27 protein-coding genes are annotated in these 24,671 nt (G+C 48.3%); 5 read left to right on the top strand and 22 right to left on the bottom strand.

Going from position 1 to position 24,671, the window contains the following annotated elements; all coding sequences use genetic code 11:
- On the top strand, nucleotides 1–227 hold a 227-nt coding region (locus KO087_RS02855; RefSeq protein WP_215507030.1), incomplete at its 5' end, for a transposase.
- A 103-nt stretch (nucleotides 228–330) separates the two neighbouring features.
- Here the strand turns inward: KO087_RS02855 and KO087_RS02850 are convergent.
- The 13 genes from KO087_RS02850 to KO087_RS02790 all read right to left on the bottom strand — a co-directional run bounded on the left by KO087_RS02850 (nucleotide 331) and on the right by KO087_RS02790 (nucleotide 10,903).
- Complete coding sequence (locus tag KO087_RS02850) at nucleotides 331–876, bottom strand: rubrerythrin family protein (protein ID WP_215507509.1); 546 nt, start codon at nucleotides 874–876, stop codon at nucleotides 331–333.
- 94 nt (nucleotides 877–970) lie between these two features.
- Nucleotides 971–2,038: a peptide chain release factor 1 gene (gene prfA, locus KO087_RS02845; RefSeq protein ID WP_215507507.1), complete on the bottom strand. Its 1,068-nt coding sequence runs from the start codon at nucleotides 2,036–2,038 to the stop codon at nucleotides 971–973.
- On the bottom strand, nucleotides 2,031–2,855 hold the full coding sequence (gene prmC, locus KO087_RS02840; protein WP_215507506.1) for a peptide chain release factor N(5)-glutamine methyltransferase: 825 nt from the start codon (nucleotides 2,853–2,855) through the stop codon (nucleotides 2,031–2,033). The genes prfA and prmC overlap by 8 nt, the downstream gene beginning before the upstream one ends.
- The gene (locus KO087_RS02835) at nucleotides 2,846–3,772 is read right to left on the bottom strand and encodes a DUF1385 domain-containing protein (RefSeq protein WP_215507505.1); all 927 of its coding nucleotides are present in this window, start codon (nucleotides 3,770–3,772) and stop codon (nucleotides 2,846–2,848) included. The genes prmC and KO087_RS02835 overlap by 10 nt, the downstream gene beginning before the upstream one ends.
- 50 nt (nucleotides 3,773–3,822) lie before the next feature.
- Nucleotides 3,823–4,023 carry a 50S ribosomal protein L31 gene (gene rpmE / locus KO087_RS02830; protein WP_108832136.1) on the bottom strand — a complete coding sequence of 67 codons (201 nt, stop codon included), beginning with the start codon at nucleotides 4,021–4,023 and terminating at the stop codon, nucleotides 3,823–3,825.
- A 79-nt stretch (nucleotides 4,024–4,102) separates the two neighbouring features.
- Nucleotides 4,103–5,071 carry a class II fructose-bisphosphatase gene (glpX, locus tag KO087_RS02825; protein ID WP_215507504.1) on the bottom strand — a complete coding sequence of 323 codons (969 nt, stop codon included), beginning with the start codon at nucleotides 5,069–5,071 and terminating at the stop codon, nucleotides 4,103–4,105.
- Entirely contained in the window at nucleotides 5,064–5,720 is a 657-nt protein-coding gene (fsa, locus tag KO087_RS02820) for a fructose-6-phosphate aldolase (protein ID WP_215507525.1), read from the bottom strand. Before fsa ends, glpX begins: the two co-directional genes overlap by 8 nt.
- Complete coding sequence (locus KO087_RS02815; protein WP_215507503.1) at nucleotides 5,720–6,577, bottom strand: class II fructose-1,6-bisphosphate aldolase; 858 nt, start codon at nucleotides 6,575–6,577, stop codon at nucleotides 5,720–5,722. The genes fsa and KO087_RS02815 overlap by 1 nt, the downstream gene beginning before the upstream one ends.
- 1 nt (nucleotide 6,578) lies before the next feature.
- Nucleotides 6,579–7,067 (bottom strand): 2-C-methyl-D-erythritol 2,4-cyclodiphosphate synthase, encoded by a 489-nt coding sequence (ispF, locus tag KO087_RS02810; protein ID WP_215507502.1) that lies wholly within the window; start codon nucleotides 7,065–7,067, stop codon nucleotides 6,579–6,581.
- Nucleotides 7,064–7,765: a 2-C-methyl-D-erythritol 4-phosphate cytidylyltransferase gene (ispD, locus tag KO087_RS02805; RefSeq protein WP_215507501.1), complete on the bottom strand. Its 702-nt coding sequence runs from the start codon at nucleotides 7,763–7,765 to the stop codon at nucleotides 7,064–7,066. The genes ispF and ispD overlap by 4 nt, the downstream gene beginning before the upstream one ends.
- A complete protein-coding gene (locus KO087_RS02800) occupies nucleotides 7,758–9,212 on the bottom strand; it encodes a peptidoglycan D,D-transpeptidase FtsI family protein (RefSeq protein ID WP_215507500.1) in 1,455 nt (484 codons plus the stop codon). The genes ispD and KO087_RS02800 overlap by 8 nt, the downstream gene beginning before the upstream one ends.
- Nucleotides 9,193–10,461, bottom strand: coding sequence for an FtsW/RodA/SpoVE family cell cycle protein (locus KO087_RS02795; protein WP_215507499.1), 1,269 nt, complete (start codon nucleotides 10,459–10,461; stop codon nucleotides 9,193–9,195). The genes KO087_RS02800 and KO087_RS02795 overlap by 20 nt, the downstream gene beginning before the upstream one ends.
- Before the next feature lie 4 nt (nucleotides 10,462–10,465).
- On the bottom strand, nucleotides 10,466–10,903 hold the full coding sequence (locus KO087_RS02790) for an FHA domain-containing protein (protein WP_215507498.1): 438 nt from the start codon (nucleotides 10,901–10,903) through the stop codon (nucleotides 10,466–10,468).
- Between the two features lie 131 nt (nucleotides 10,904–11,034).
- Here KO087_RS02790 and KO087_RS02785 point away from each other — a divergent pair, with 131 nt between their 5' ends.
- The 4 genes from KO087_RS02785 to KO087_RS02770 are packed head-to-tail and all read left to right on the top strand — an operon-like array spanning nucleotide 11,035 to nucleotide 13,168.
- Nucleotides 11,035–11,637 carry a RecX family transcriptional regulator gene (locus tag KO087_RS02785; protein WP_215507497.1) on the top strand — a complete coding sequence of 201 codons (603 nt, stop codon included), beginning with the start codon at nucleotides 11,035–11,037 and terminating at the stop codon, nucleotides 11,635–11,637.
- Nucleotides 11,625–11,912 (top strand): GIY-YIG nuclease family protein, encoded by a 288-nt coding sequence (locus tag KO087_RS02780; protein ID WP_215507496.1) that lies wholly within the window; start codon nucleotides 11,625–11,627, stop codon nucleotides 11,910–11,912. The genes KO087_RS02785 and KO087_RS02780 overlap by 13 nt, the downstream gene beginning before the upstream one ends.
- Nucleotides 11,890–12,678, top strand: a complete 789-nt coding sequence (locus KO087_RS02775) for a threonine/serine exporter family protein (RefSeq protein WP_215507495.1) — start codon at nucleotides 11,890–11,892, stop codon at nucleotides 12,676–12,678. Before KO087_RS02780 ends, KO087_RS02775 begins: the two co-directional genes overlap by 23 nt.
- A gap of 1 nt (nucleotide 12,679) precedes the next feature.
- Entirely contained in the window at nucleotides 12,680–13,168 is a 489-nt protein-coding gene (locus KO087_RS02770; protein WP_215507494.1) for a threonine/serine exporter family protein, read from the top strand.
- Between the two features lie 48 nt (nucleotides 13,169–13,216).
- Here KO087_RS02770 and KO087_RS02765 read toward each other — a convergent pair whose 3' ends face one another.
- From KO087_RS02765 to scfB, 9 genes are read right to left on the bottom strand one after another with little or no spacing between them, the layout of a single operon-like run.
- A complete protein-coding gene (locus KO087_RS02765; protein ID WP_215507492.1) occupies nucleotides 13,217–13,633 on the bottom strand; it encodes a SoxR reducing system RseC family protein in 417 nt (138 codons plus the stop codon).
- A gap of 4 nt (nucleotides 13,634–13,637) precedes the next feature.
- Nucleotides 13,638–15,416 (bottom strand): aspartate--tRNA ligase, encoded by a 1,779-nt coding sequence (gene aspS, locus KO087_RS02760; protein WP_215507490.1) that lies wholly within the window; start codon nucleotides 15,414–15,416, stop codon nucleotides 13,638–13,640.
- Between the two features lie 8 nt (nucleotides 15,417–15,424).
- On the bottom strand, nucleotides 15,425–16,957 hold the full coding sequence (locus KO087_RS02755; protein WP_215507488.1) for a Mur ligase family protein: 1,533 nt from the start codon (nucleotides 16,955–16,957) through the stop codon (nucleotides 15,425–15,427).
- Entirely contained in the window at nucleotides 16,954–18,333 is a 1,380-nt protein-coding gene (gene hemZ / locus KO087_RS02750; RefSeq protein WP_215507486.1) for a coproporphyrinogen dehydrogenase HemZ, read from the bottom strand. Before hemZ ends, KO087_RS02755 begins: the two co-directional genes overlap by 4 nt.
- Nucleotides 18,330–18,950 carry an MBL fold metallo-hydrolase gene (locus KO087_RS02745; RefSeq protein ID WP_215507484.1) on the bottom strand — a complete coding sequence of 207 codons (621 nt, stop codon included), beginning with the start codon at nucleotides 18,948–18,950 and terminating at the stop codon, nucleotides 18,330–18,332. Before KO087_RS02745 ends, hemZ begins: the two co-directional genes overlap by 4 nt.
- Nucleotides 18,950–19,399, bottom strand: coding sequence for a D-aminoacyl-tRNA deacylase (dtd, locus tag KO087_RS02740; RefSeq protein ID WP_215507482.1), 450 nt, complete (start codon nucleotides 19,397–19,399; stop codon nucleotides 18,950–18,952). Before dtd ends, KO087_RS02745 begins: the two co-directional genes overlap by 1 nt.
- A 9-nt stretch (nucleotides 19,400–19,408) precedes the next feature.
- Nucleotides 19,409–21,565 carry a RelA/SpoT family protein gene (locus KO087_RS02735; protein WP_215507480.1) on the bottom strand — a complete coding sequence of 719 codons (2,157 nt, stop codon included), beginning with the start codon at nucleotides 21,563–21,565 and terminating at the stop codon, nucleotides 19,409–19,411.
- Nucleotides 21,566–21,569: 4 nt separating this feature from the next.
- Nucleotides 21,570–23,285, bottom strand: coding sequence for a single-stranded-DNA-specific exonuclease RecJ (gene recJ, locus KO087_RS02730; RefSeq protein WP_215507478.1), 1,716 nt, complete (start codon nucleotides 23,283–23,285; stop codon nucleotides 21,570–21,572).
- Nucleotides 23,282–24,640 carry a thioether cross-link-forming SCIFF peptide maturase gene (gene scfB, locus KO087_RS02725; protein ID WP_215507477.1) on the bottom strand — a complete coding sequence of 453 codons (1,359 nt, stop codon included), beginning with the start codon at nucleotides 24,638–24,640 and terminating at the stop codon, nucleotides 23,282–23,284. The genes recJ and scfB overlap by 4 nt, the downstream gene beginning before the upstream one ends.
- Nucleotides 24,641–24,671 lie beyond the last annotated feature (31 nt).

Below are 24,671 nucleotides of genomic sequence, written 5' to 3'. Positions count from 1 at the left end.
GGATGGAAGAGGCAAAGAAAAGCGGGCTAAAGGAGTGGCGCCACTGCTTACGTGCCTACAACAACTGGTTCGAGGAGATCACCAACAGCTTTGATTACCCGTGGAGTAACGGCTACGTGGAAGGAACGCACAACAAGATCAAGACGGTGAAGCGCGTGGCCTTTGGAATGCGTAACTTTCATCATTTCCGCACGAAACTGCTTTTTGTTTGTTCAAAAGATAAGTGAGTGAGGGTGTGTAGGAAAACAAAAAGGAGCCTAGTTTTTACTAGACTCCCCAATGGTTGACATAGAACCTGAAAAAAGACATCCGAAGATGTCTTTTTTAGTCTTAGTAAGCGACAAATGCTTTGGATTTGGTGTGGCAGATGGGGCATTCTTCTTCGCTTGCATCAAAGGTGATGTAGCCGCATACGGGGCAGAGAAGAATGTCTTTTGCGTCTAAGTCCTTGCCGGCGTCAACTGCTTTTTTCGCTTCTTCGTAGCGAACGGCGTGAATCTTTTCAGCTTCGATAGCAAAACGCATAGCCTTTACAGCGTCGTCTTCCCCTTGCATCTTAGCTACTTCGATAAATGCGGGGTACATTTCGGTAAATTCGAAGGTTTCGCCGTCGATACCCTTTTGGAGGTTTTCGGAGGTGGTGCCGATTCCGAAGCCTGCCATGCTGGTTACTGCGAAGTCGCCGTGGATGTCTTTCATGGCTTTAAAGTGCAGATTGCCATGAACTCTTTCAGCTTCAGCGGTGCAGTTGAAGAGTCTTTCAACATTGGGGAAACCTTCTTTTCCGGCAGCTTTTGCCCAAATGCCGTAGCGGACGTGGGCTTGGCTTTCGCCACCGAAGGCGCTTCTTAAGTTGTCTTGTGTCATTGCGTGCATAATAATGCCTCCTTATATCATGTTGTTTCTTTGCTTCTCCATTATATCTGATAAATGATAATAAAACAAGCTTTCGGGGGTAATCTGAGACATATTAGTCGACATTTTCAATTTTTGCCGCTTGATCCGCCGCCGTCAAAGCGTCAATTAAATCGTCGAGATCGCCGTTATTAATGTCGTCAATGCGGTGGCTCGTGTAATTGATGCGGTGATCGGTGACGCGGCCTTGAGGATAATTATAGGTGCGAATGCGTTCGGAGCGATCGCCTGATCCAATTTGTGACTTCTTTTCTTTGCTCAATGCATCTTCTTGTTTCTGCATTTCGATATCGTAAAGCTTCGCCTTTAAGATCTTAAAAGCCTTGTCTTTATTCTTCAACTGACTCTTTTCATCTTGACAGCTGACGACGATTCCCGTGGGCTCGTGGGTCAACCGGACGGCGGAGTCGGTAGTGTTAACCGATTGACCGCCGTTGCCTGAGGAGCGGAACACATCCACCCGCACGTCGTTGGGGTCAATTTCTACTTCCACATCGTCGATTTCGGGCATGACAATGACCGTGGCCGTGGAAGTATGAATGCGGCCGGAAGATTCCGTTTCGGGCACCCGTTGCACCCGATGGACGCCGGATTCGTACTTCAAGCGAGAAAATGCGCCCTTTCCCTGAATCAAAAGAATCGCTTCTTTGTAACCGCCGATGCCGTTTTCATTACTGGACATGATTTCAGTCTTCCAGTTGTGATTGTCGGCGTAGTGAATGTATTGACGCACGAGGACGCCGGCGAAAAGGGCCGCTTCGTCGCCGCCGGCACCGCCGCGCACTTCCACGATGACATTTTTGTCGTCGTTTTCATCTTTGGGAATCAAGAGAATTTTTAATTCCTCCGTGATTTCCGCCAGATGCTCTTCCTCCATCTTCAGCTCTTCTTTGACAAGCTCACGCATGTCGTCGTCGAGCTTTTCATCGAACATGGACTTGTTATCGGCAATGGCCTCCGTCGTTTCCACATACTCTCTGTATTTTTTTACGATGGGTTCGATCTCTGCGTGTTCGATGGCCGTTTTTTGCAGCAGTTTACTGTCGCTTTGAACCTTCGGATCCATCATCATCTCGTTTAATTCATTGTAGCGATCTTCATATACGGATAAATTTTCAAACATTGTCTAACCTCCCAAAAACGACGCGATCCAAGCCGCCGAAATCTTTTTCAGACCCGATGGCCGAAAAACCATGGCCATGGAGTAAATCTTCCACATCTTTTCTCTGTTTTGCCCCGATTTCAAACACCAAATAGCCCCCTGTGTTTAAAAATCGTGGCGCCGCCTCGATGATTCTGCGGTAAAAATCCAATCCGTCTTCGCCGCCTTCAAGGGCCAAGTGGGGCTCGTAACGGGCGACACTATCATCCAATGCCTTCATCTCATCTGCGGTAATGTATGGCGGGTTGGAATAGATCACATCGTAAGTGCCTTCTATCGATGAAAAAAGATCGGAGTGAATGAAATGCACATTCGAGGCGCCGTGCATTTTTTTATTTATCTTTGCCACGTCCAACGCGTCCCCGGAAATATCTGCCGCATTGATTATTGCTTCGGGAATAAGCCGCCCTAAGGTAATCGCCACACAACCGGAGCCCGCGCCGATTTCCAAAATGCGCTTCGCTTTCGTCGAAAGGCGCAAAATAGCGTCCACGCTTCTTTCCGTATCGTAGCGAGGAATTAATACCCGCTCGTCTACATAAAAGGCCTCGCCGTAAAAATAGGCTTTTTTCAAAGCGTAGGCCATGGGCATGCCCCCGGCCATTTTTTCAATAACATGGCGAAGGCGTGAAACGTCCGCCTCGGAAAGATTTTTTTCAGGATTCATTAAAAGGGCTTTACGATCCATTTGAAAGAGGCCGTCAAAGACCTCATAGGCGCGGCGCCGATCGCCGTTTAAGGCCCCACAAGCCTCTTCAAAGGCCGCCTTTACTTCCATAGATCACTTTCCCCTTCGGCAGGCAAAACCGCCTTTAAAGAGGCGATGCCCACTTCGATTTGGCTGTCGTCGGGTTCTCTCACGGTAAAATGCTTTTGAATCATCAGTCCGGGATAGCGCAGAGCCATGGTGAGCGGCGTGTCATATTTTCCCACCAGACGGTTGACCTCGTAACTCACCCCGGCAATAAGGGGAAAGACCAATAGACGCACGAGGATGCGACCTAAGAATGAGGGCCATCCAAAGAAGGATAAAATAATCACCGAAAGGATCAAAACCATAAAGAGAAAGCTCGTGCCGCAGCGCGGGTGAAGGCGAGAATATTTTCTTACTTCCTCTACCTCAAGAGGCGCCCCGGCTTCATAGCAGGCGATGGATTTGTGTTCTGCGCCGTGGTATTCAAAGACGCGGCCGATGTCTTTTTGTTTCGAGATCAACGCCATGTAGGCGAAGAAAATCCCGATTCGAAAGACGCCTTCCACGAGATTCAGCAAGACGGAGCTTGCAATGTGGCGCTCAAAATACGTGGCCAATACATTGGGTAGTACCATGAAAAATAAAACGGCTAAGAGAATAGAGAAGCTCACGGTAAAAATCTGCTCGATCTTTTCTCCCTGTTCCGGGAAGTGCTTGCTAAAAAAGCTGTCTTTCTCGCCTTCCGCTTCTTCCCAAAATGAGGCGGAATACATAATGGCGTCGACGCCGATGACCATGGCCTCGATTAGCTTGACTGCGCCGCGAATAATCGGCCAATTTAAAAAGGGGTATTGATCGGCGATTTGCTTATTTTTATCGATGCGTAGGGCAATGTCGCCGTCGGGTTTTCTTACGGCATAAGCTGTTTTCGAAGGACCGCGCATCATCACCCCTTCGATCAGGGCCTGACCGCCGATGGTCGTCTTAAAGGATTCATTCATAGACAGAGAAACTCCTTAAAAAAAAGGGCCCGCTTTCACGGGCCGTCTTCTTATGATCTTTTGTACTTTTTGTTGAATTTATCAATACGTCCGCCCGTATCAGTAAACTTTTGACGTCCTGTGAAGAAAGGATGACATTCGGAACAAACTTCCACTTTTAAATCCTCTTTTACAGAGCCCGTCGTAAAGGTGTTACCACAAGCACAAGTGACTGTAGCTTCTTTATATTCGGGATGGATACCTTTTTTCATCTGTCCACACTCCTTTCTTTAAAAATTCATCTCTATTACTAACTTTTATAGGATAGCATACTTTCTTCTTTTTGTCAATTTACTTCGCATACTCCGGCTTGTGATTTAAGTCGTGGACGCTGTCGATAAAACGAACGGTCTTCGAGGGCAAGCGCAGAACCAAGGATTGGGTAGTCGCCTTGTTGCCTTTCATGTAGCGCACGCCTTTCAGTAAATCGCCGTTGGATACGCCGGTTGCGGCAAAGATCACATCGTCGCCCTTGACGAGATCTTCGATGGTGTAGATCTTTTCGGGATCGGCCGGGCTTTTTGCCACACGCTCTTTTTGTGCATCGTCGTACATAACGAGCTTTCCTTGAAGATCGCCGCCTAAACATTTTAAGGCCGCTGCTGCGATGACGCCTTCCGGCGCGCCGCCTATGCCCATAATCATATCAATTCCGCTCTCTTCAAAGCAAGTATAAATTGCCGTAACGATGTCGCCGTCTTTAATTTTCTTAATGCGGGCACCGGTGGCGCGAATTTCTTTGATTAATTCGTCGTGGCGGGGGCGATCCAGTACGGAGACAGTCATCTCTTCCGGTGCCTTTCCGATGGCTTCGGAAACCCTGCGAATATTATTTTCCACGGTATCATCCAGGCGAATGGCACCTTTTGCCTTGGGGCCTGCGGCGATTTTTTTCATGTAGACATCCGGCGCGTGCAATAAGCAACCCTCCGGCGCTACGGCAACGACGGCAATGGCGTTGTTCATGCCGTTTGCAATGGCCGTTGTGCCGTCTATGGGATCCACGGCAATATCAACGGCTTCATCGCTACGACCCCCCATGCCGATTTCTTCACCGATATAAAGCATGGGTGCTTCGTCGATTTCTCCTTCGCCGATAACAACCTTGCCTTTAATGTGCACCGTATCGAACATGCGGCGCATGGCATCGACTGCCGCACCGTCTGCGCCGTTTTTATCGCCTTTTCCCAAGAAGCGTGCACCACTTAAAGCCGCCGCTTCCGTAACCCGTGCTAAGTTTAAACTGAGATCTCTATCCATTGGCTCTCTTCGTCCCTTCAAAATCTTTGTTGAATTGTTCAATTCCCTTGTCTGTCAGCGGATGTTTAAGCATTTGATGAAACACCTTGTAGGGGACCGTGGCAATATGGGCCCCGGCTTGTGCCGCTTCTTTTACGTGGAGCGGATTGCGTATGCTGGCGGCGATAACCTCCGCTTCGTAACCGTAAAAATCGATGATCGAAACGATGTTTCGCACCAGCGCCATGCCCTCGTGGCCGATGTCGTCCAATCGTCCGACAAAGGGGCTGATGAATGAAGCACCGGCAGCCAAGGCCAAAAGCGCCTGATTTTCAGAAAAAATCAAGGTACAGTTCGTGGAAATCCCCTCCCCTTCCAGGGCGCGAATGGCCTTTAAGCCTTCTTCGTTCATGGGCACTTTCACGACAATGTTTTCGTGAATGGCGGCGAGCATCTTGCCTTCCGCAATCATGTCCTCGGCGCCCTCTACCGTCACTTCGGCGCTAATCGGGCCGTCGACGATGGATGCGATCTCTTTCACAACATCTTCAAAGACAACATCTTTTTCCTTTGCAATTAACGACGGATTTGTGGTGACGCCGTCTAAAATCCCCCAGGCCTCGATTTCCTTAATTTCGGAAATATTCGCCGTATCGATGAAAAACTTCATTACTTCCAAGCCTTGCCGTCGCTGCCGAAGACTTTAATTTTTTCCTTCACCGTTTCAGTCATTGCCGAACGAGCCGGTTTTAAAATCTTTCTCGGGTCGATTTCGTCGGGATTTTCTGTGACAAAGGCCTTTACCGCACCGGCAAAGCTGGCGCGAATGTCCGTGTCGATGTTGATCTTACGGATACCTGCTGCTACGGCCTTTTCCAGGGTGTCGTATGGCACGCCGCTGGAGCCGTGAAGGACCAAGGGAACGCTTACGATGCGATCAATTTCTTTGATTCGCTCGATGTCTACCTTCGGTTCGCCCTTGTAGACGCCGTGTGCCGTGCCGACGGCAATGGCCAAAGAATCTACGCCTGTTTCTTCTACGAAAATCCGTGCTTCTTCCGGATCCGTGTAGGTCGCTTCTGCATCGGAGACGACGATTTGGTCTTCCGTACCGCCGATTTTACCGATTTCAGCTTCTACGGATACGCCGACGGAGTGAGCGATTCGCACAATGTCTTTGGTAAGACGAATGTTTTCTTCCAGCTCATGTTTCGATGCATCGATCATGACGGAGGTGAAGCCGCTGCGAATGCATTTCATGATTTCATCAAAATCCGTACCGTGATCCAAATGCAAGGTCATGGGAACGTCGAGCTTTTCGGCTGTGGTTTTTACGAGCGAAGTAATGTAGTCTACGCCGGCGTATTTGATCGCCCCTTGAGACGCTTGCAAAATAACCGGCGCACGCAGCTCGTCTGCCGCTTGAGCAATGGCTTGAATGATTTCCATATTGTTCACGTTAAAGGCGCCCACTGCATAGCCGTGTTCGTCTGCATGTTGTAAAATTTGTTTTCCCGTAACTAACATTTTATTGTCCTTTCTTTTCTGCAGGTTCTAACAGCACAACCGCCATGGCTGTCATGCCTTCTCCTCTTCCTTCATACCCCATTTTCTCACTGGTTGTCGCTTTTATGGAAATTGCACCGAGATCTTTTTCGCAAACCGAAGCAATATTTTCCCGCATGGCGAGTATATGGGGCGCCAGCTTCGGCGCTTGAGCAATAACTGTCGCATCAATGTTGCCGATAGCATAACCCTTTTCCTTCACGATGGCCATGACTTTTTCAAACATTCCCATACTGGAGGCGTCTTTATAGGCGGGATCCGTGTCGGGAAAGAGCTTCCCGATATCACCCAGGGCCAAGGCGCCCAATATGGCATCTTCGATGGCGTGAATGAGTACGTCGGCATCGCTGTGGCCTAAAAGGCCGCGACCATAGGGTATTTCCACACCGCCGAGAATAAGTTTTCTTCCTTCGACTAATTGATGGACGTCGTATCCGATTCCGATTCTCATGGGCTCTTCCTATCTGAATAAATGGCATCGGCAAAGATTAAATCTTCCGGTGTCGTGATTTTAATGTTGTTGTAGGAACCGCGTATTAATTTTACTTTACGACCGGTCTTTTCCACAAGGGAGCAATCGTCGGTTCCGTAGTAGCCTTCGTCATATGCCTGCTTATAGGCGCGAACCAAAATCTCTTTTTGAAAGCCTTGTGGCGTTTGAATGGCGAAAAGCTTCGAGCGATCCGGTGTAACACCGCTCCACAGGCCATCTTCACTAATCTTCACCGTGTCCTTCATCGGCGTCATCAAACAACAGGCCCCGCTTTCACGGGCTCCTTCAATGACGGCACGCACTTCCTCTTTTGTGACAAAGGGCCTGGCCCCGTCATGGGTAAGGATAATGCCGTCCCAATTCTTTAGAAATTGAAGGCCTTTCCAAATGGTATCCTGGCGCTCGTCACCGCCGACCACCAGGTAAATACTGTGACTTAAATCCATAGACGCCAGAATTTCTCCCATCATCGATTCTTCCCCTTCTCGAATCAAAAGGACGATGAATGAAATTTCCTCCATGCCGTCGAAAATTTCAATGGTATGGCGAACCATGGGCTTGCCGTGAATGGGCAAATATTGCTTGTTTTGTTTTATATTCATGCGCTTTCCCATGCCGGCGGCAGCGATCATGACGCAGACCTCTCGATCAATCATCGTCGGACTCCGGCAGCTCACGGCCTTGATTAAAGTCGATGTTGTTTAATGCATAGACGATAATGTCCCGGGCAATGGGGGCGGCCACACTGCCCCCGGATTTGCCCGCTTGTTCCAAAATGACGGCCACGGCGATTTGCGGATCCTTGGCCGGTGCGAATCCGATAAACCACGCGTGGTTTTCGCCCGAAGCATTTTCGGCGGAACCGGTTTTGCCCGCAACTTGCGTTGACCGCAAAGAAGCGCGCCTGCCGGTACCGTCTTGAACGACGGAGACCATGTATTTGGTCAATGTCTTCGCAATATCCGACGAGGTGGATTCGGCAAGTACTTTCGGCTTATGCTCTTCAATGGCCGAGCCCTTCGCATCTTCCACTTCTTTCACTAAAATCGGCTGCATCATTTTGCCGTCGTTAGCCACGGCGGAGGCCACCAGGGCCATGTGCAGGGGTGTCGCCAATACATCCCCCTGGCCGATGGCTGAGGCGGCCAAGGTTGTTTTCGGCAAATTTTTCTTATAGTCGAAAACGGATACGGACACGGGAAGATCGAAGGGAATCTTCGAATTGAAATAGAACTTGTCCGCCGTGCCGCCGAGGGTTTCTTTACCGAGTTTAGAACCTTTTTCCACGAAATAGGTATTAATGGATTTCGCCAAAGCTTCCCTGAGATCGACACTGCCGTATTGTGCCCCTTCGGCATTTTTAAATTCCCGCCCGTCGACAACTTGGGACCCCGTGTCCTCGTAGTTTAAACCGATGCGATCTTGCCCCAAAAGAGAGGCCGCCGTAATAACTTTAAATGTGGAGCCCGGCGGGTAACGCCCGTTAATGGAGCGATTAAGCAATGCGCCGGATTCATTCTTCTGTAACGCATTCCAATCTTCGGCAATGGTCGAGGAATTAAAGTCAGGCAGAGACACCATGGCATAAACTTCCCCTGTCTTGGGATTCATGACCACGACGCTTCCCTTTTCGGTATTTTCCTCCAAAAGCTCGCGGGCTTTGGATTGCACTTGGGTATCGATGGTGAGCACCAAAGAATTGCCGTCTTGTTTTTTCGAGCGAATCATATCCGATATGGCCTTGAGGGTGCGATTGCCGTTGCGATTCAGAAGGTAATCATTATAAGACGATTCCAAACCGCTTTTTCCCAGCGAGGGATGGCAATAGCCGATAATATGGGAATACAACGTGGGATAGGTGTATTCTCTTCGGTAATTGCCGGGCGCGCCCTTCGAGGTGGCCAAGACTTCCCCGTTTCGATCGTAAATGTCGCCGCGCTTAATCTGCGCTTCTTCGATGTAGCCGCGGCGATTGGCAGGATTACGCTTCACTTCTTCGGCTTGGAAAATATAAAAGTAGCTTAAATAGACAATGCAACTTAAGAACAAAACGATCAGGCCGGCGAGCAAAATAATGATGCGTTTATTTTCCGATTGCTTCATCGCTCACCTCATCTTTCATAATTTCCCTCTCATACTTCCACGACAAATCCTCCGAGGCTACCTGCAAAATGCCCAGGGCTATGAAGCTGGATAAAATGGAGCTGCCGCCATAAGACATAAAGGGAAGGGTGATCCCGGTCATGGGAATCAACTTCGTCACGCCGCCGATATTCAAAAAGGCCTGAACAGAAATCAGTACCGTCGCTGAAATGGCCAGCATGCGATAAAATTTATACTCTTGTTCCAAAGCAATTTTAATGCCCCGATAAATTAAGAGGATGTACAGTAGAATGATGGCAAAGCCTGCAAACAAACCCATTTCCTCGCAAATAACCGGGAAAATAAAGTCGGATACGGCGACGGGAATCAGCTCCGGATGGCCGAAGCCGATGCCGGCACCGAAGAAGCCGCCTTCGGCAATAGCAAAAAGGGATTGCACGATCTGTATGCCCGTGCCGTAAGCGGAACTCCATGGGTCGAGCCATATGTCGATACGGGTACGCACGTGGCCGAAGAGAAAGTAGCCCAAGACGCTTCCCAGGGCCAAAAGACCGAGGTTGATGAAAAACGCCTTAATATCCGGATCGTAAACAAATTGAATGGCGATGTACATAGCCATAAACAGTACCGCTGTTCCCAAATCCCGTTGAATAAATAAGAGCAAGACGAAAAAGTAAATGATCGCCATAATAATATAGCTGGTGTAGGGATACTTTTTGTATTTTTCGTAATTATAGTAAAAGCTGCCTAGGATAAACATGAGCAGAATTTTAATAAATTCCGTAGGCTGAATAATAATAAAGCCGAGGTTGAGCCAGTTTCTCGCTCCGTGGGCGGTTTTACCAAACAGAATCGTCGATAAGAAGAGCAGGACGCTGATGATCAAGGCCAAAGAGCCGTAGCGTTCCACATGGGGCACGACGCGGACGATGAAATAGGTGGCATAAAAAAACAATACCCCTATAAATGCCCATTGAAGTTGCTTGATGCCCGTTTCCGGTTTTATGCGGAAAATCGTGATGACACCAATGGTCAGAAGAAGGGATACGATTAAAAATATATAATTATCGCCGGTAGTAATTTTGCCGAGGATAAAATTTGAAATGTAGATAACAAAAACAAGACCACCTGTCAGGAATAACAATTGGCGATCCAGATGCCCTTCGTAGGTATAAAAAACCAAAGCGATGGCCAAGATTTCAAAAACGAGCAGTATGTCTCGCGGTCGTCTGAACAGTTTATTATCCACAGAATCACCTACTTTGATCGACAAATAAAAATTGAATAAAACCAACGCCGATGCGGTCGCCGTTTTTCAATTCCGTTTTCTCGTAAAGGGTTTGACCATTTAAAAACGTGCCGTTGGCGCTGTTTAAGTCGCGAATATAGTAATGGCCGTTTTCTTTTTCAATCATCAAATGGTTTTTTGAAACAAAACTGTCTTTGATGACGATATCGTTTTTACTGCTTCGCCCTAATTTCGTCGCGCCTCTGAGCACGTAGTATTCTTGCATTTTAAAATTCAGTGAATCCAGTCGATTCACAACTTTTAAATACGCTTCATCTTTACCGACTTCCATGGATTGCATGGAGCGAATATCCAAATAAATCATACGAATAATCGTAAAAATAAACAGGTAAATGATTAGAATGAAAATGTATTTAAATATCTGTGAAAGTATTGCAATCATCCTGCACCTCATCTCAATTTTACATAAATACTATCACAGCAACGGTACATTTTCAACGTTTCCGCCCCTTCAATGATCCGCATCATCGAGAAGAAAATTCTAATATATGTTAAAATAAGTCAGTGATGCCTATGAAGATTTTAAAAATAAAAAAAGACGGTTCCCGCTATTTAATCTGCCTCTCCAATGACGAGACCCTTGCCCTTAAAGAGGCGGTATTCGTGCGCCACAATTTATATAAGGGCAAAGAGGTGGACGAGAAAGATGTCGCCGCCATTCGTTTCGACAGTGCCCGACAAGAGGGAATCGATTTGGCCCTGAAAAAGCTGAGAAACAGAAAAACGGAGCAGGAAATTCGCACACTTCTTCTTTCGGAGGAATTATGTGGCGAAGTCATCGACGAAGTGGTAAACTACTTAGTCGACTACGATTTTCTGGACGACGAGGCCTATGCCCTTTTGTATTGTCGGGACAAGCGAAACATTAACGGTTACGGGCCGATGAAAATTGCCTACGCCCTTCGCAGAAAAGGCATCGACGACGACACCATTGACCGCGTTCTGGAGGAATACACGACGGATTTGGAAAAGGACATGATTCAGTCTGTGGTGGAAAAGAAATACCTTCGTGGCGGTGAATTAAATAAGTCGTGGGAAAAGATTGTTCGCTTTCTTCTATCCCGTGGCTTTCATTACGACGCCATAAAAGAAGTGTTAAGCCAATGGAAAAATTAAAAAAACATTACGTCTATATCCTCTGCTGTGCAGACGACACCCTTTACACGGGCTACACCACGGATCCAGCCAGGCGCCTTGAGGAACACAATTTAGGTGTCGGTGCCAAATACACCCGCGCTCGCCTGCCCGTATCCCTCGTTTATGTCGAAGAAGGCGCAGACAAATCGTGGGGACTTAAGCGGGAGGCGGCCATAAAAAAACTGAGCCGCAAGGCTAAATTAGAATTAATAAAGAAAGCAGGTGATTGGCATGGAAAAACTTCACGTAAATGATTTAAATGAAGCCAAAAATGTCATTAATCTGGCCATGATTACCGGCCAAATGCTTATAAAAAACGGCGCGGAAATCTACCGTGCCGAGGATACCATCGAGCGTATGTGTGCCTGCGTGGAAGAAATTCACGAGGTGGAGGTCTTCGGTCTGAGTTCGGCGATTTTTGTCTCCGCACAATACGAAGGCGAAACCATAACCATGTTTAAAGATATCGAATCCCAGGGGATTCATCTGACGCGCATCGACGCCATAAATTCCTTTTCCAGAAAATTTGTCGCCGGACAAATTTCTCTGAAAGATGCAAAAAAAGAGCTCTATTCCATCTCAACCATGGAAAAATGTTCCTTGCCATTAGCTATCCTCTTTACCGGCTTGTGTAGTGCTTCTTTCGCCATTATGTTCGGCGGCGATTGGTTCGATTTTGCCTACACTTTTTTCGTCGGTTCCGTTTTGGGCTTGAGCATGCGCATCACTTCCCATTACGATATGTCTTTCTTCCCTGAAACTTTCATCGGCACCATGGTCATTTCAATTCTCGCTTTTATCGGCGCTTCCGCATCGTCGCGATTGCATATGGATATGATTATTATTGGCTCCATTATGCCGCTGGTACCCGGTTTGCAGGTTACAAACGCCCTTCGGGATATTATGAGCGGGGACTTTGTCTCCGGCATGATCGGCATTACAAAGGGCATTTTCGTCGCCCTCGCCATTGCTCTGGGCGTCGGATTTATTCTGAACATTCAAAAGATTATAGGAGGCTGATATGCCCGTTTCAAAACTTTTTATCATGTTTGTAGTCTCAACTGCAGCGACCATCGGTTACTCCATTCCCATTGAACTACCGAAAAGAGCGTTGATCCCCGCCGCATTGAGCAGCGGTTTCTCTTATTTGGTTTATTTAAAAATTTTGGAACTGGAAGGCAGCGCCTTTTTCGGCGCGTTTGTTGCCGCATTAATCATGGGTATTCTCAGCGAATTTTTATCTCGCCATTACAAAATGCCGGCGACGATTTTTGTTCTGCCTCAATTGATTACGCTGGTCCCCGGCGGCGGCATGTATTACACCATGAGCTATTTAATTCAGGACAATATGGAATTTTTCGTACGGGAAGGGGCAAACACCTTTTCCATTGCCGTGGCGCTTTCCATGGGCATTGTAGCGTCCAGTTTGTTTTCCCAATCCCTTCGTGCTTTCAGAAAACGCTCATTGAGAAATACCCATCCTATTTTCCACAAATTTAAAACCTTTTAACTCCATAGAAACACAAAAAATCCATGCCACGGGGCATGGATTTTCTATTTACAAAATACGGACCATTTTCAGTTTCGCCTGATCGGCGTGTTTCTTGTCTACCGAACGCAAAATAAAGTAGCTGATGACCAGAGACAAGGCGCCGAAAATAAAGATATACAAGTCTTTTCTCGCCATGGCATCCGGCAGAATTAACTGCCCCAGACCGACGGCCAGTAAAAAAGCGATCAAGGGAATGCCGTAGACTTTGTAAATGGAGTGGAGCACGAAATGATCGTTAACAAACAATTCCACGCGATCCCCTTCTTCGGCATTCAGTTCGTTTGGAACGGTAATAAATTCCGATTTCGACTCACAGGCCGTGCTCTCGCAGACGGCACAGGCGGAGCCGCAAGCGCCTTTTCTGCTGACTTCCATATAGGCTAATCCGTTTTTAACAGATAAAATGTGTCCAATTTGGATCATAAGATCACTCCTCAATAACGCGAATGTGAACTTCCTCTAATTGCTTTTCCGAGAGAGATACCGGCGCGCCGGTAAGCAAATCGCTGGCCGATTGGGTTTTCGGGAAGGCGATGACATGGCGCATATTCTTTTCGCCGGTTAAAAGCATAATCAGGCGATCCAGCCCGTAGGCCAAGCCACCATGCGGCGGTGCCCCATAGCGGAAGGCCTCGATGAGGAAGCCGAATTTTTCTTCTGTTTCTTCCTTGGTGAATCCCAAGGCTTTAAACATGCGGGACTGAATCTCGCTGTCGTGGATACGAATGGATCCGCCGCCCATTTCGTCGCCGTTAATGACGATGTCATAGGCTTTTGCGCGGCAGGCGCCGGGATCGGATTCCAGTTTATCCAAGTCTTCATCCATGGGCGATGTGAAGGGGTGGTGTTTGGCCACATAGCGTCCTTCTTCCTCGTCGTATTCGAACAAGGGGAATTCCACGATCCACAAAGGCGCGATGACATCTTCAGGGATCATGCCCATTTCATCGGCAATGTGGTTTCTCAAATTACCCAGCGCCGCATAGACCGTGTCGTTTTTATCGGCTACAAAGAGCACCAAATCACCGGATTTGGCTTCGAGTTTTGCCAGGATTTTGCCCATGGTGTCGTCGCCGATGAATTTTAAAATAGGCGATTGAATTTCGTCATCCTTCACCTTGGCCCATGCAAGACCCTTGGCCTTAAAGTCTTTGACGAAGGCTTCCAGCTTGTCGATTTTCTTCCGCGAAAAGAAATCGGCGCCGTCTTCGACGACGATGGCCCGTACGCTGCCGCCGCTTTCCACGGCGGAGGTGAATACTTTAAAGTCGCAGTCTTTCACTAAATCGGAAACGTCTTTTAATTCCATGCCGAAGCGCACGTCGGGCTTGTCGACGCCGTAGCGATCCATGGCTTCTTGATAGGTCATGCGATGGAAGGGAATGGCTAAATCTTTGTTCAGAACTTCCTTAAAAAGCATTTTTAAGTAACGTTCGTTCACTTCGATAACATCTTCCGCTTCTACAAAGCTCAACTCCATGTCGATTTGCGTAAATTCCGGTTGACGGTTGAAGCGCAAATCTTCGTCTCTGAAGCAGCGGGCGATTTGAATGTAGCGATCAAACCCAGCCACCATGAGCATTTGCTTCATCAGCTGCGGCGATTGGGGCAGGGCGTAAAATTCCCCTTCGTGAATACGACTGGGCACCAAGTAATCCCGCGCGCCTTCCGGCGTCGGCTTGTTCAGCATCGGCGTTTCCACTTCCACGAAACCTTCGCTGTCGAAGAAATCCCGTGTTAATTTATATACCCGAGAACGGGTGCGTAAAATCGCCTGACTGCGGGGCTTTCTCAAGTCCAGCGTCCGATATTTTAAACGCAAGTCGTCGGACACATCGTCGTCGTCTTTGACATAAATGGGCGGCACGTCGGATTCAGATAAAATCTTCAATTCCGTGGCCAACACTTCGATTTTGCCCGTGGGAATGTTTTCGTTTACAGCGCTTCGCATGCGGACCGTGCCCACGACGGCGACGCAGAATTCCGAGCGGAGTCGCGTCGCTTTTTCAAAAATAGCTTCATCCGTATCCCCGTCAAATACCACTTGCACAATCCCCGTGTAATCGCGAAGATCGGCAAAAACAATGGCCCCGAGGTTTCTGGATTTTTGTACCCAGCCCATGACGGTGACGGATTCACCGATCTGTTCTTCTCTTAATGTTCCACAAAAATGACTGCGTTTTAAAGCGCCTAATGCTTCTCCCATGATGCCTCCTAGCAAATTCTGTTTTCTATTTTCTTCATCCAATCAGATCTCTCATCGCCTGTTGCTTTTTCCGCCAAGCTTTCCCACACGTATTTGGCGCCGTGGTCCATGCCTTGGCAACCGGCCAGTAAAAAGACATCCCCTTCGCCGACCTCGCCCCATACCTTGTCGATGGCGCTTTTTAAATCGTCTACCACGGGCACATCGTAGCCTGCATCGGCCATGACTTCTTTAAACGCGGCCAATTCGCTTTCCGATACCACGTCCTTTTTCGTGACCACTTCTTCACTCCTGGTGGCCACAAATGTCTTTAAGGGCAGTTTGTGCATCCACTTCACCATTTCAAGGGCGTTGTCGCGATTTAACTCGGCGCCTCTTCCGCCGCGAATGGCATAAAGCAGGTGAAGGTTCTTGTATTCCATGTGGCACAGGGTTTCCAAGGTAACGGCGATGTTTTTTTCGTTGGCAAAGTGATCGTCCAGGATCATATATTCTTTATTATAGATCAATTCGAAGCGTCTTTCGACCCCAGAAAAATTTTCCATGGCCTTTTGAATGACTTCTCCCTCTATTCCTTCCAGCAAGCCGTAAGTTATGGCGATCATGGCGTTTAACACGGAATGATAGCCGGCCACTTTCAGTTGAATGGGAAAAACCGTGGGCTCCAGGGACCAATAATCCGTATGATGCCCCTGCCGCACCACGTAATTAAATTTCGCAAAACCTGAGGACAGGTCGATGGCATCGATTCCGATGGATGCATCTTTTTCGATACCCGCCGTAAACACATCGCCCTTGGTCTTATCGACCAGGCCTTCGATTAAGGGCGCATCGATGTTTAAAATCACCGCCGTCTTTTTCTCGGCGTGGCGAATCAAGCGGCTCTTGTAGTGAAAGTAGTTTTCGAAGGTACCGTGTTGCTCTAAATGCTCCACGGAAATATTGTTAAAGCTTACGATGTCATAATCGATGCCTCTGCTTCTGTATAATTCCTGAGCTGAGGAGGACACTTCCATAACCACCACGTCCACGCCGGCATCCGCCATGTCCCGCAAATGCTTTTGCAGATGGATGCTCTCCGGCGTCGTTAAAATCGACGGAATGGACACATCTTTGTACTGCACTTCCACTGTGCCCACGACGCCGACCTCATAGCCCGCTTCTTTAAATAGATCGCGAATCATATAGGCCGTGGATGTCTTGCCGTTGGTGGCCGTCACGCCGAACACTTTCATCTCTTTCGACGGATGATTGTAGAACGTGCAGGCCAAGTCGGCCAGGGCCATTCGAGGATTATCGACCAAGATTTGTGGAATGTCGTCCTCCGTAAAATGATCCACCACAGCCAGGGCGGCACCCTTTTCTTTGGCTTTTTGAATGTAATCGTGACCGTCGGCCAAGACGCCTTTCATGGCGACAAAGATATCTCCTTCGCCGATCTCCCTGGAGTCATTGGAGATGCCGTCGACACTGTGATCCGCATCGATGGCGCCTTTTCGATCTTTTATTTCTATGGCATCTAAGAGTTTTTTTAAAATCATAGTACGTCTCCCAAATACGTCGCCTTCTTCTTAAGCACTTCGCTGAAACGGTCCGTGTAGTCCCGCAAATTTCTGAAATTTGAAAACTTTCGAATGGTGTTTCCCTCGCTATCCACTAATTTCGTCGTAGCGGACATGCCTACGCCGATAACCGTGTGAATTTCTTCCATCATAATCATATTGTAGATGGATTCTTTCCCTTCCTTCGCATAGCCGATATTGGCGCCATTGCCTAAAATACGCTTCTGCCGATAGAGGTAGTAAGGATGGTAGCCCCTGTCCTTTAAGAAATTCATGGCGAAGTTCTCCATGGCACGGGTATTTTTTACAAAAACGCTTTTGTTTTCAAAAAGCTTTGAGCCGTTTTTTAAAGACAGCATATGGACCGTGATGTTTTCAGGTTCCAGTTCGCAAAGTTGATTCAGCGTATAATTCACATCGTCCACGGTCTCATCGCCGAGACCTAAGATCATGTCCATATTCACTGCAAGATTCGTTTTTTCACGGACCAGGCGGTAGGCCTTTAATATATCCTCGGCGCTATGTGGCCGCTTCACCGCTTTCAAGGTGCGGTCCACCATGGTTTGCGGATTAATGCTGATTCTGCTCACAGGGTAGTTGCGAATCATCTCCACCAATTCCGGCGTAATGGTCTTGGGCCTGCCGGCTTCAAGGGTAAATTCCTTGGGCTTTAAATCGCGGAGCAGCTCAAAGATTTTCTTCAATTCCTCCACGGGAATGGAGGTTGGCGTACCGCCGCCGATGTAGATGGTCTCCGGGGCGCTGTCCATTTTTTGAAGCACAAATGAAAGTTCCCTTACGAGGTAATCCATATACAATCTGACGGCTTCTTTGTTGTCGCTTCCGATGGTGGGATAGCTGCAGTATTCGCACCGCGTGGGACAAAAAGGAATGTGGATGTACAAGGAATACCCGCGGCCCCAATTGTCTCCGATCACGGCACTTTCCCGTTTCGCAATATCCATCAAAAGGCCCGCTACTTCCGGATCCAGTAAATAGTCCTTTTTTAAGAGCTCCATAACCCCGGCATCCCCTAATTCTCGGCGATGCTTTTGTAAAAATTTAATGGGGCGAGTCCCCGTTAAACTTCCCCACAAGGAGGGCTCTTTGCGCGGATGCTCCACTTCGGCGGCAATCCACGCACTTATTTTTCGCTTCAATTCAAATTCGTCCTCACCCAAAAAGGTTTTGTCGTAGCGATCATCGTCGATGAGTAAGGTTACGTGTTTGCTGTTCGGTTTCGTGTCAACAATTAAAAACAATTCGCCGGATGTCTCGTAAGCAGGAAAATAGATCCGAAGCAGCTCATAAAAGGTGTGCCACTCCGAATCTGTGCCATTAACTATTCGAATCATAATATTTGCCGCATAAAGGGATTCATGCGCTTTTCTGCGCCGATGGTCGTGGGGAATCCGTGACCGGACAGCACCTTTAGATCTTCATCTAATTTAGAGAGTCTTATAAGGGAAGACATAATGGCCGCCACGTCGCCGCCGGGAAAATCCGTCCGGCCGATGGAGCCTTGGAATAAGGTGTCTCCGGTGAAAAGTGTATCCCCGTACAGATAACAAACGCCTCCCGGGGTGTGTCCCGGCGTAAAGATTACCTTTACATCCCCCGCTTTAAAGTGGATAACGTCGCCGTCTTTTACAAAGACGTCCGGATTTTTGTCGGGCAGTTCGCCGCCGAGCATGGCCACGAATTCAGGCGATTGACTTAGAAAGTTTTCCAATTCGCTTTTATGCATATAGACTTTCACGCCCAGGCCGTCACGGACTTTATTTAATGCGGAAATATGATCCCCGTGGCCGTGGGTGAGTAAAATCCCTTCGATGGTTAAGCCCTGATCTTTCACGTAGGCAAGGATCTTTTCCGCTTCCGCACCGGGATCGATGATAAAGCCGTTTTTATCGTCGTCATAAACAATATAACAATTCGTCGTACCGCCGACTAAAAGTGTATCTACTGCCATTAAAAGCTCCTTTCACTGTCGATTAAAATCGTAACCGGCCCGTCTGCCACCATGTCGATGGCCATGTCCGCGCCAAAAACGCCGCGAGCCACGTCGTGTCCCTTAGATTCGATGTAGGCTATCAGATCTTCATACATGGGTTCCGATACTTCGCCTTTGGCTGCGCGAATGTAGCTGGGTCGATTGCCCTTTCTCGCGTCGCCGTAAAGGGTAAATTGGCTGACTACCATGATTTCCTTTTGGCTGTCGCCGACATTCACATTCATCACGCCGTTTTCGTCGTTGAAGACGCGCAGGCCCATGATTTTGTTTCCGATGTATTCCATGTCTTTTTTCGTGTCGGTATCCGTGACGCCGACCAACACCATCAGGCCCCCGCCGATGGAGGAGACTTCCTTTCCGTCTACAGACAGCGCGGCCCGTTTTACTCGTTGAACAACTGCTCGCATATTTCCTCCTTAACCGCTGACTCGATAGGCTTCATAAACATTTTCTACGCGTTCCAATTTCTTCAACAATCGCGCCAATTCGTCGATGTGGTGAATCCGCACCACGGTACGGATAATCAAATTGTGATCCTTGTCCTCTCTGGCAGAGAGATTTTGAATATCCAATCGGGCGTCGTGGATTCGATTGGCAATGTCGGCCAAGACATTGTTCTTGTTTGAGGCGCGCACTTCGATTTCCGCGCTGTACATTTCCTTTTCGTCGATTTCCCAACGCACGGGAATGAGCCGATCCTCGTTCATATTATTTTTTAAATTAATGCAATCCGATCGGTGAATGCTCACACCACGGCCCATGGTAATGAATCCCACGATTTCATCGCCGGGGACCGGCGTACAGCACTTGGCGATGCGCACCTTCACATTGTCGATGCCTTTGACCACGATGCCGCCGGCATTTCGATGGCTCTTCGACCCATCCAGTTCAATGTCTTCCACGGTCATATTTTCCGCCGTGGTCTTGCGCTTTTCTTCCTTAACGTATTCTTCAAGCTTCGCCGTTACTTGGCGAACGCTCATGCTTCCGTAGCCGACTTGGGAATACAGGTCGTTTAAATTGTCAAACTTCAACCGTTGGCGCACCTCTTCCATCCATTCGTCGCGAATGAATTCCGAGGGCCTGTAACCAAGGCGCTTCGCCTCTTGTTCGATCATGGTCTGACCTTTTTCGATGTTTTTATCCCGGTCTTTGACTTTAAAGTACTGCTTTATTTTTGTTCGAGCCTGGGGACTGGCGACGATAGAAAGCCAATCCAAGGAAGGCTCGGAGTTTTTATTGGTAATGACCTCGACGATTTCGCCGTTTTTCAATTTGTGACTTAAGGAAACGATGCGACCGTTGATTTTCGCGCCGACACAGGTGTTTCCCACTGCCGTGTGCACCCGATAAGCAAAGTCGATGGGCGTGGAGTTGTCGGGCAGGTTAATGACGTCGCCATTAGGCGTAAAGACGAAGACTTCGTCGGCAAAAAAGTCGACCTTCAGCGTTTCCATAAACTCGTTCGGATCTTTTAAATCCTTTTGCCATTCCAGAAGCTGTCTCAGCCAGGTTAAATTTTCGTCGAAGGAGGTAGATTTCTTCGCCCCTTCTTTATACTTCCAGTGGGCGGCGATCCCGTATTCCGCCGTCTTGTGCATTTCCCAGGTACGAATTTGCACCTCGAAGGTTTCGCCGTTGTCGTCGATAACCGTCGTGTGCAGGGATTGATACTTGTTCTGCTTCGGCATGGAGATATAGTCTTTGAAGCGACCGGGAATGGGCTTGTACATGGTGTGAACTACACCTAGGGCCCCGTAGCAATCCTTGACATCGTCGACGAGAATACGAATCGCCTGCAGGTCGTAGATTTCTTCGAAGGTTTTGCCTTTTTTCATCATCTTTTTGTAGATGCTGTAAAAGTTTTTCGGTCGCCCGTTAATATCCGCGGCGATGCCCATGCGCTTCAACTGCTTGGAAATATCGTCGATTAAGGATTGAATCAAAGCTTCTCGCTCGCTCCTGCGGCGGCTTACCATGTCCACTAAATTGTAGTAGTTTTCCGGATCCAAGTAGCGAAGAGACAAATCTTCCAATTCGCTTTTCACTCGACTCATCCCCAGGCGATCGGCGAGGGGCGCATAGATTTCGATGGTTTCAAGGGCCTTGTCGTGCTTCTTTTCCGGGGTCATATACTCCAGAGTACGCATGTTGTGCAGGCGGTCGGCAAATTTTACGATGACTACGCGAATGTCTTTTGCCATGGCCAGAACCATTTTGCGAATATTTTCCGCCTGTTTCTCTTGTTTGGTCTGGTAGGTAAGCATTTTTAACTTCGTGACGCCTTCGACCAAAATGGCGGCTTCTTCTCCGAAACGCTCTTTCACATCATCGTAGGTAACGTCCGTATCTTCAATGGTGTCGTGTAAAAGACCGGCGATAATTGTCGATACATCCATATTCATTTCAGCCAAAATAAGCGCAACATTGAAGGGATGGACAATATAATCCTCCCCTGAATTGCGCTTTTGGCCTTCGTGATGGGCTTCGGCATAGTCGTAGGCTTCGCGGACCTTTTCCACATCTGCGTCCGGGTTGTAGGACAAGATTTTTTCAATCAATTGTTCAATCATATAATCACCGTTTTGATCGTCTTAAGTCTTCGATTCGAAATTGAAGCGTATTTCTATTGTTAAAGGTATCGATGGCGGGCATATAGGCCATATCGACGCACAAACTGCCGCCCGGGCCCTTTGCCTCGTTGGCAAAGGCCAGAAACTCGTCTGCCGGCATGAAAAGAATGCCGTCGTAGCGCATCTGATTGTAGAATAGCTCCAGTTTAATTACATTTCTATTCTTACCTAAAATTCGGTACTGTGAAACATAGATGCCCGTGGCGCCGAAAAGGGGTTTGGGATTTCCGTTTCCGAAAGGTTTCAGGCGATTGATGCGCTCCACTGTCTCAAAGCTTACCTTGTCCGGCTGCATAATCACGTCGAGTCGCACGCGAGGAATCAGATCGCGGGGATCCAACTCGCTTTTTTCAATGGCATCCAGCTTAAAGGCGATAAATTGATCTTTTCTCAAACTTAAACCGCAGGCCATGGCATGGCCGCCGAAAGATGAGAGGTATTTTTCGCTTTTTCGAATTTGCTCCACCATATTATAGGCTTCGATGCTTCTGCCCGATCCCTTTAGCCCGTCTTTGCCCGAGGTGAGCACAATACAGGGGCGATTGTACTTGCCCTTAATGCGCCCTGCGATAATGCCGGCGATGGACTCGTCAATGGTTTCATCTTTTAAGATGTAAATGGGCTGCACATTTTCTTTTGGGCTGGCCAGTTGTTTTTCCAAACGGGCGAGCCCTTCGGTGGTTAAGTCTTGACGCTTTTTGTTTAATTCCCGCAAGTAAGCGGCAGTCTTTTTGGCCGCATCTTCGTCTTCCGTTAAAAACAACTCCACCCCGCCTGATGCTGTATCCAATCGCCCCGCCGCATTAATGGTAGGACCTAAGATAAAGCCTAAGTGGTAGGCGTCGATGTCGCCTTTTATCCCGGCTGCGTCTCTCAGGGCGTTTAAGCCGATGTTTTGGGTGCGGTTCAATTGCTCCAGGCCGGAGGTTACGAGATCTCTGTTTTCGCCCATAAGCTCCATGACATCGCAAACCGTGGCCAAGGCCGCAAAACCGATTAAATCCTCGTCCATGGTCTCGATTTTCCCTGCAATGGTGTAAAGATAATTGATGAAATAAAAAGACAAGGCGCCGCCGCACAAGCCTTTAAAGGGATAATTGCAAGCCTCTTGATGGGGGTTAATAATGGCGTCCGCTTCGGGCAGTACTTCCTCGCCTTCCCGACGCACCACTTGGTGATGGTCGATGACGATGACCTTTAATCCCAGGGCTTTTGCTTGTTTAATGGCGTCGAATTGGGCGATGCCGTTGTCGCAGGTGATGATCGCCTCTACGCCGTCATGGGCGGCTTCATCGGCCATATAGGGCTTCATGCCGTAGCCGTCTTCCCGGCGATGGGGCAGGCGGTAATCTACATCGTAGCCGAGGCCACGCAGCCCTTTTATAAGAATGGTCGTACTCATGACGCCGTCACAGTCGTAATCGCCGATAATGCGGACTTTCCCCTTGACGTTTTGAATGAGATTGCCCGCTTTGACCATGTCCTTCATCGCAATTGGCGAATGAATGTGTTCCATGGAAGGATGGAGGTAGCGCTGTATTTTCTCCTTCGTGTCCAAGCCCCGATTTAGAAGAATGCGATACTCCCATTCCTGCAGTCCGAAGGCGCGGAAATCGATGGATTCCTTCGGTTGTTCGTTTTTAATAGACCAATATTTCATTCTTCACTCTGCTCGTTGGCGTAGACACTCAATGCGCATTCCAAGCGCTTTTTCTCCATTTCACAGCCGATGTCGAAGGGCTCGTAAATATCGCCGTTGTTGTGGTAGGCATTGGCGTGGCAACCGCCGCTGCAAAAATACTTGGCCCAACACTCGGTGCAGGCATCCTTGTGGAAGACGTCGGCCATTTGGAAATGATCCTGCAGATCTTTGTTCACAACGCCTTCATCCACATTGCCCAGAAGGAAATCTTCTTCGCCGACAAATTGATGGCAGGGATAAATGTCCCCCGTCGGCGTCACAGCCACGTATTCGCTGCCGGCGCCGCAACCGATGCTTTTTTTATAGGCGCAGGGGCCGCCGGAGAGATCGATCATGTAGTGGAAAAAGAGAAAGTCGGGGTCCTCTTTGCGAATCTTCAAATAGTCCTCACTGAGTTTTTCGTATTCGTTTAAAATTTGATCCAAATGCTCTTCACGAATGGCGTATTCCTCATTGGGATCGGTGACCACCGGTTCCATGGAGGTCTTTTCAAAGCCCAGCTCATGGAACAACATGACGTCTTTTGAAAAATCTAAATTGTGATTGGTAAAGGTGCCGCGAATGTAATAGTCCTTGTCCCCTCGAGAAGCGATGAGTTTCTGAAACTTCGGCACGATGGTATCAAAGCTGCCTTTTTTATTGACCGTGGGGCGCATGGTGTCGTTGATTTCTTTGCGGCCGTCAATAGACAGAACCACATTGGCCATTTCCCGGTTCAAATAGGCGATGTTTTCATCATTTAACAAGAGGCCGTTGGTAGTCATGGTAAAGCGGAAGTGTTTCCCGTAGGCCTTCTCCCTCTCTCTGCCGTAGCTGACCAGCTCTTTTACCACCTCAAAATTCATCATGGGCTCGCCGCCGAAAAAGTCTACTTCTAAATTGCGGCGGTTTCCGCTGTTTTCTAAAAGAAAATCCAGTGCCTTTTTACCGGTTTCGAGATCCATGACCATGCGCTCGCCGTGAAAATCCCCTTGCGAAGCGAAGCAATAGGCGCAGCGAAGATTGCAGTCGTGGGAGACGTGCAGACACATGGCTTTAATATGGCAATGGGGATTAAAACCGCTTAAATCCACAGGTGTGTCCTCGGAATAGAGAAGACCTTCCTCCATGAGATAATCCAGCTCGTCGTAGCCCTGTGCCACGTCGTCGGGATCGTAGCGACCTGTGTATTTTTCTACCATGGCTTCCTTCGACAGATCCAACATATCCCCTGCCATATCGAAAATCATAGGATCTACGACGTGCACCGAGCCGGAGGCCACATCCAGTAAAATATGCTTGCCATTTCCTTGAAAACGATGAATTTTACGCACAAATTTCCCCTTCTAAAAGAAAAAGGTGTGG

It is taken from the genome of Peptoniphilus rachelemmaiella (assembly GCF_943169845.1).
Lineage (GTDB): Bacteria > Bacillota > Clostridia > Tissierellales > Peptoniphilaceae > Aedoeadaptatus > Aedoeadaptatus rachelemmaiella.
Note: the sequence above shows the minus strand (reverse complement) of the source record. Positions and strands in the feature narration are given on the sequence as shown.

What these genes read in the sequence shown, in the direction of transcription:
- KO087_RS02850 (WP_215507509.1), bottom strand. Translation starts at nt 876, where the DNA reads ATGCACGCAATGACACAAGACAACTTAAGAAGCGCCTTCGGTGGCGAA.
- prfA (WP_215507507.1), bottom strand. Translation starts at nt 2,038, where the DNA reads ATGTTTGAAAATTTATCCGTATATGAAGATCGCTACAATGAATTAAAC.
- prmC (WP_215507506.1), bottom strand. Translation starts at nt 2,855, where the DNA reads ATGGAAGTAAAGGCGGCCTTTGAAGAGGCTTGTGGGGCCTTAAACGGC.
- KO087_RS02835 (WP_215507505.1), bottom strand. Translation starts at nt 3,772, where the DNA reads ATGAATGAATCCTTTAAGACGACCATCGGCGGTCAGGCCCTGATCGAA.
- rpmE (WP_108832136.1), bottom strand. Translation starts at nt 4,023, where the DNA reads ATGAAAAAAGGTATCCATCCCGAATATAAAGAAGCTACAGTCACTTGT.
- glpX (WP_215507504.1), bottom strand. Translation starts at nt 5,071, where the DNA reads ATGGATAGAGATCTCAGTTTAAACTTAGCACGGGTTACGGAAGCGGCG.
- fsa (WP_215507525.1), bottom strand. Translation starts at nt 5,720, where the DNA reads ATGAAGTTTTTCATCGATACGGCGAATATTTCCGAAATTAAGGAAATC.
- KO087_RS02815 (WP_215507503.1), bottom strand. Translation starts at nt 6,577, where the DNA reads ATGTTAGTTACGGGAAAACAAATTTTACAACATGCAGACGAACACGGC.
- ispF (WP_215507502.1), bottom strand. Translation starts at nt 7,067, where the DNA reads ATGAGAATCGGAATCGGATACGACGTCCATCAATTAGTCGAAGGAAGA.
- ispD (WP_215507501.1), bottom strand. Translation starts at nt 7,765, where the DNA reads ATGATTGATCGAGAGGTCTGCGTCATGATCGCTGCCGCCGGCATGGGA.
- KO087_RS02800 (WP_215507500.1), bottom strand. Translation starts at nt 9,212, where the DNA reads ATGAAGCAATCGGAAAATAAACGCATCATTATTTTGCTCGCCGGCCTG.
- KO087_RS02790 (WP_215507498.1), bottom strand. Translation starts at nt 10,903, where the DNA reads ATGATTGCAATACTTTCACAGATATTTAAATACATTTTCATTCTAATC.
- KO087_RS02785 (WP_215507497.1), top strand. Translation starts at nt 11,035, where the DNA reads ATGAAGATTTTAAAAATAAAAAAAGACGGTTCCCGCTATTTAATCTGC.
- KO087_RS02780 (WP_215507496.1), top strand. Translation starts at nt 11,625, where the DNA reads ATGGAAAAATTAAAAAAACATTACGTCTATATCCTCTGCTGTGCAGAC.
- KO087_RS02775 (WP_215507495.1), top strand. Translation starts at nt 11,890, where the DNA reads ATGGAAAAACTTCACGTAAATGATTTAAATGAAGCCAAAAATGTCATT.
- KO087_RS02770 (WP_215507494.1), top strand. Translation starts at nt 12,680, where the DNA reads ATGCCCGTTTCAAAACTTTTTATCATGTTTGTAGTCTCAACTGCAGCG.
- KO087_RS02765 (WP_215507492.1), bottom strand. Translation starts at nt 13,633, where the DNA reads ATGATCCAAATTGGACACATTTTATCTGTTAAAAACGGATTAGCCTAT.
- aspS (WP_215507490.1), bottom strand. Translation starts at nt 15,416, where the DNA reads ATGGGAGAAGCATTAGGCGCTTTAAAACGCAGTCATTTTTGTGGAACA.
- KO087_RS02755 (WP_215507488.1), bottom strand. Translation starts at nt 16,957, where the DNA reads ATGATTTTAAAAAAACTCTTAGATGCCATAGAAATAAAAGATCGAAAA.
- hemZ (WP_215507486.1), bottom strand. Translation starts at nt 18,333, where the DNA reads ATGATTCGAATAGTTAATGGCACAGATTCGGAGTGGCACACCTTTTAT.
- KO087_RS02745 (WP_215507484.1), bottom strand. Translation starts at nt 18,950, where the DNA reads ATGGCAGTAGATACACTTTTAGTCGGCGGTACGACGAATTGTTATATT.
- dtd (WP_215507482.1), bottom strand. Translation starts at nt 19,399, where the DNA reads ATGCGAGCAGTTGTTCAACGAGTAAAACGGGCCGCGCTGTCTGTAGAC.
- KO087_RS02735 (WP_215507480.1), bottom strand. Translation starts at nt 21,565, where the DNA reads ATGATTGAACAATTGATTGAAAAAATCTTGTCCTACAACCCGGACGCA.
- recJ (WP_215507478.1), bottom strand. Translation starts at nt 23,285, where the DNA reads ATGAAATATTGGTCTATTAAAAACGAACAACCGAAGGAATCCATCGAT.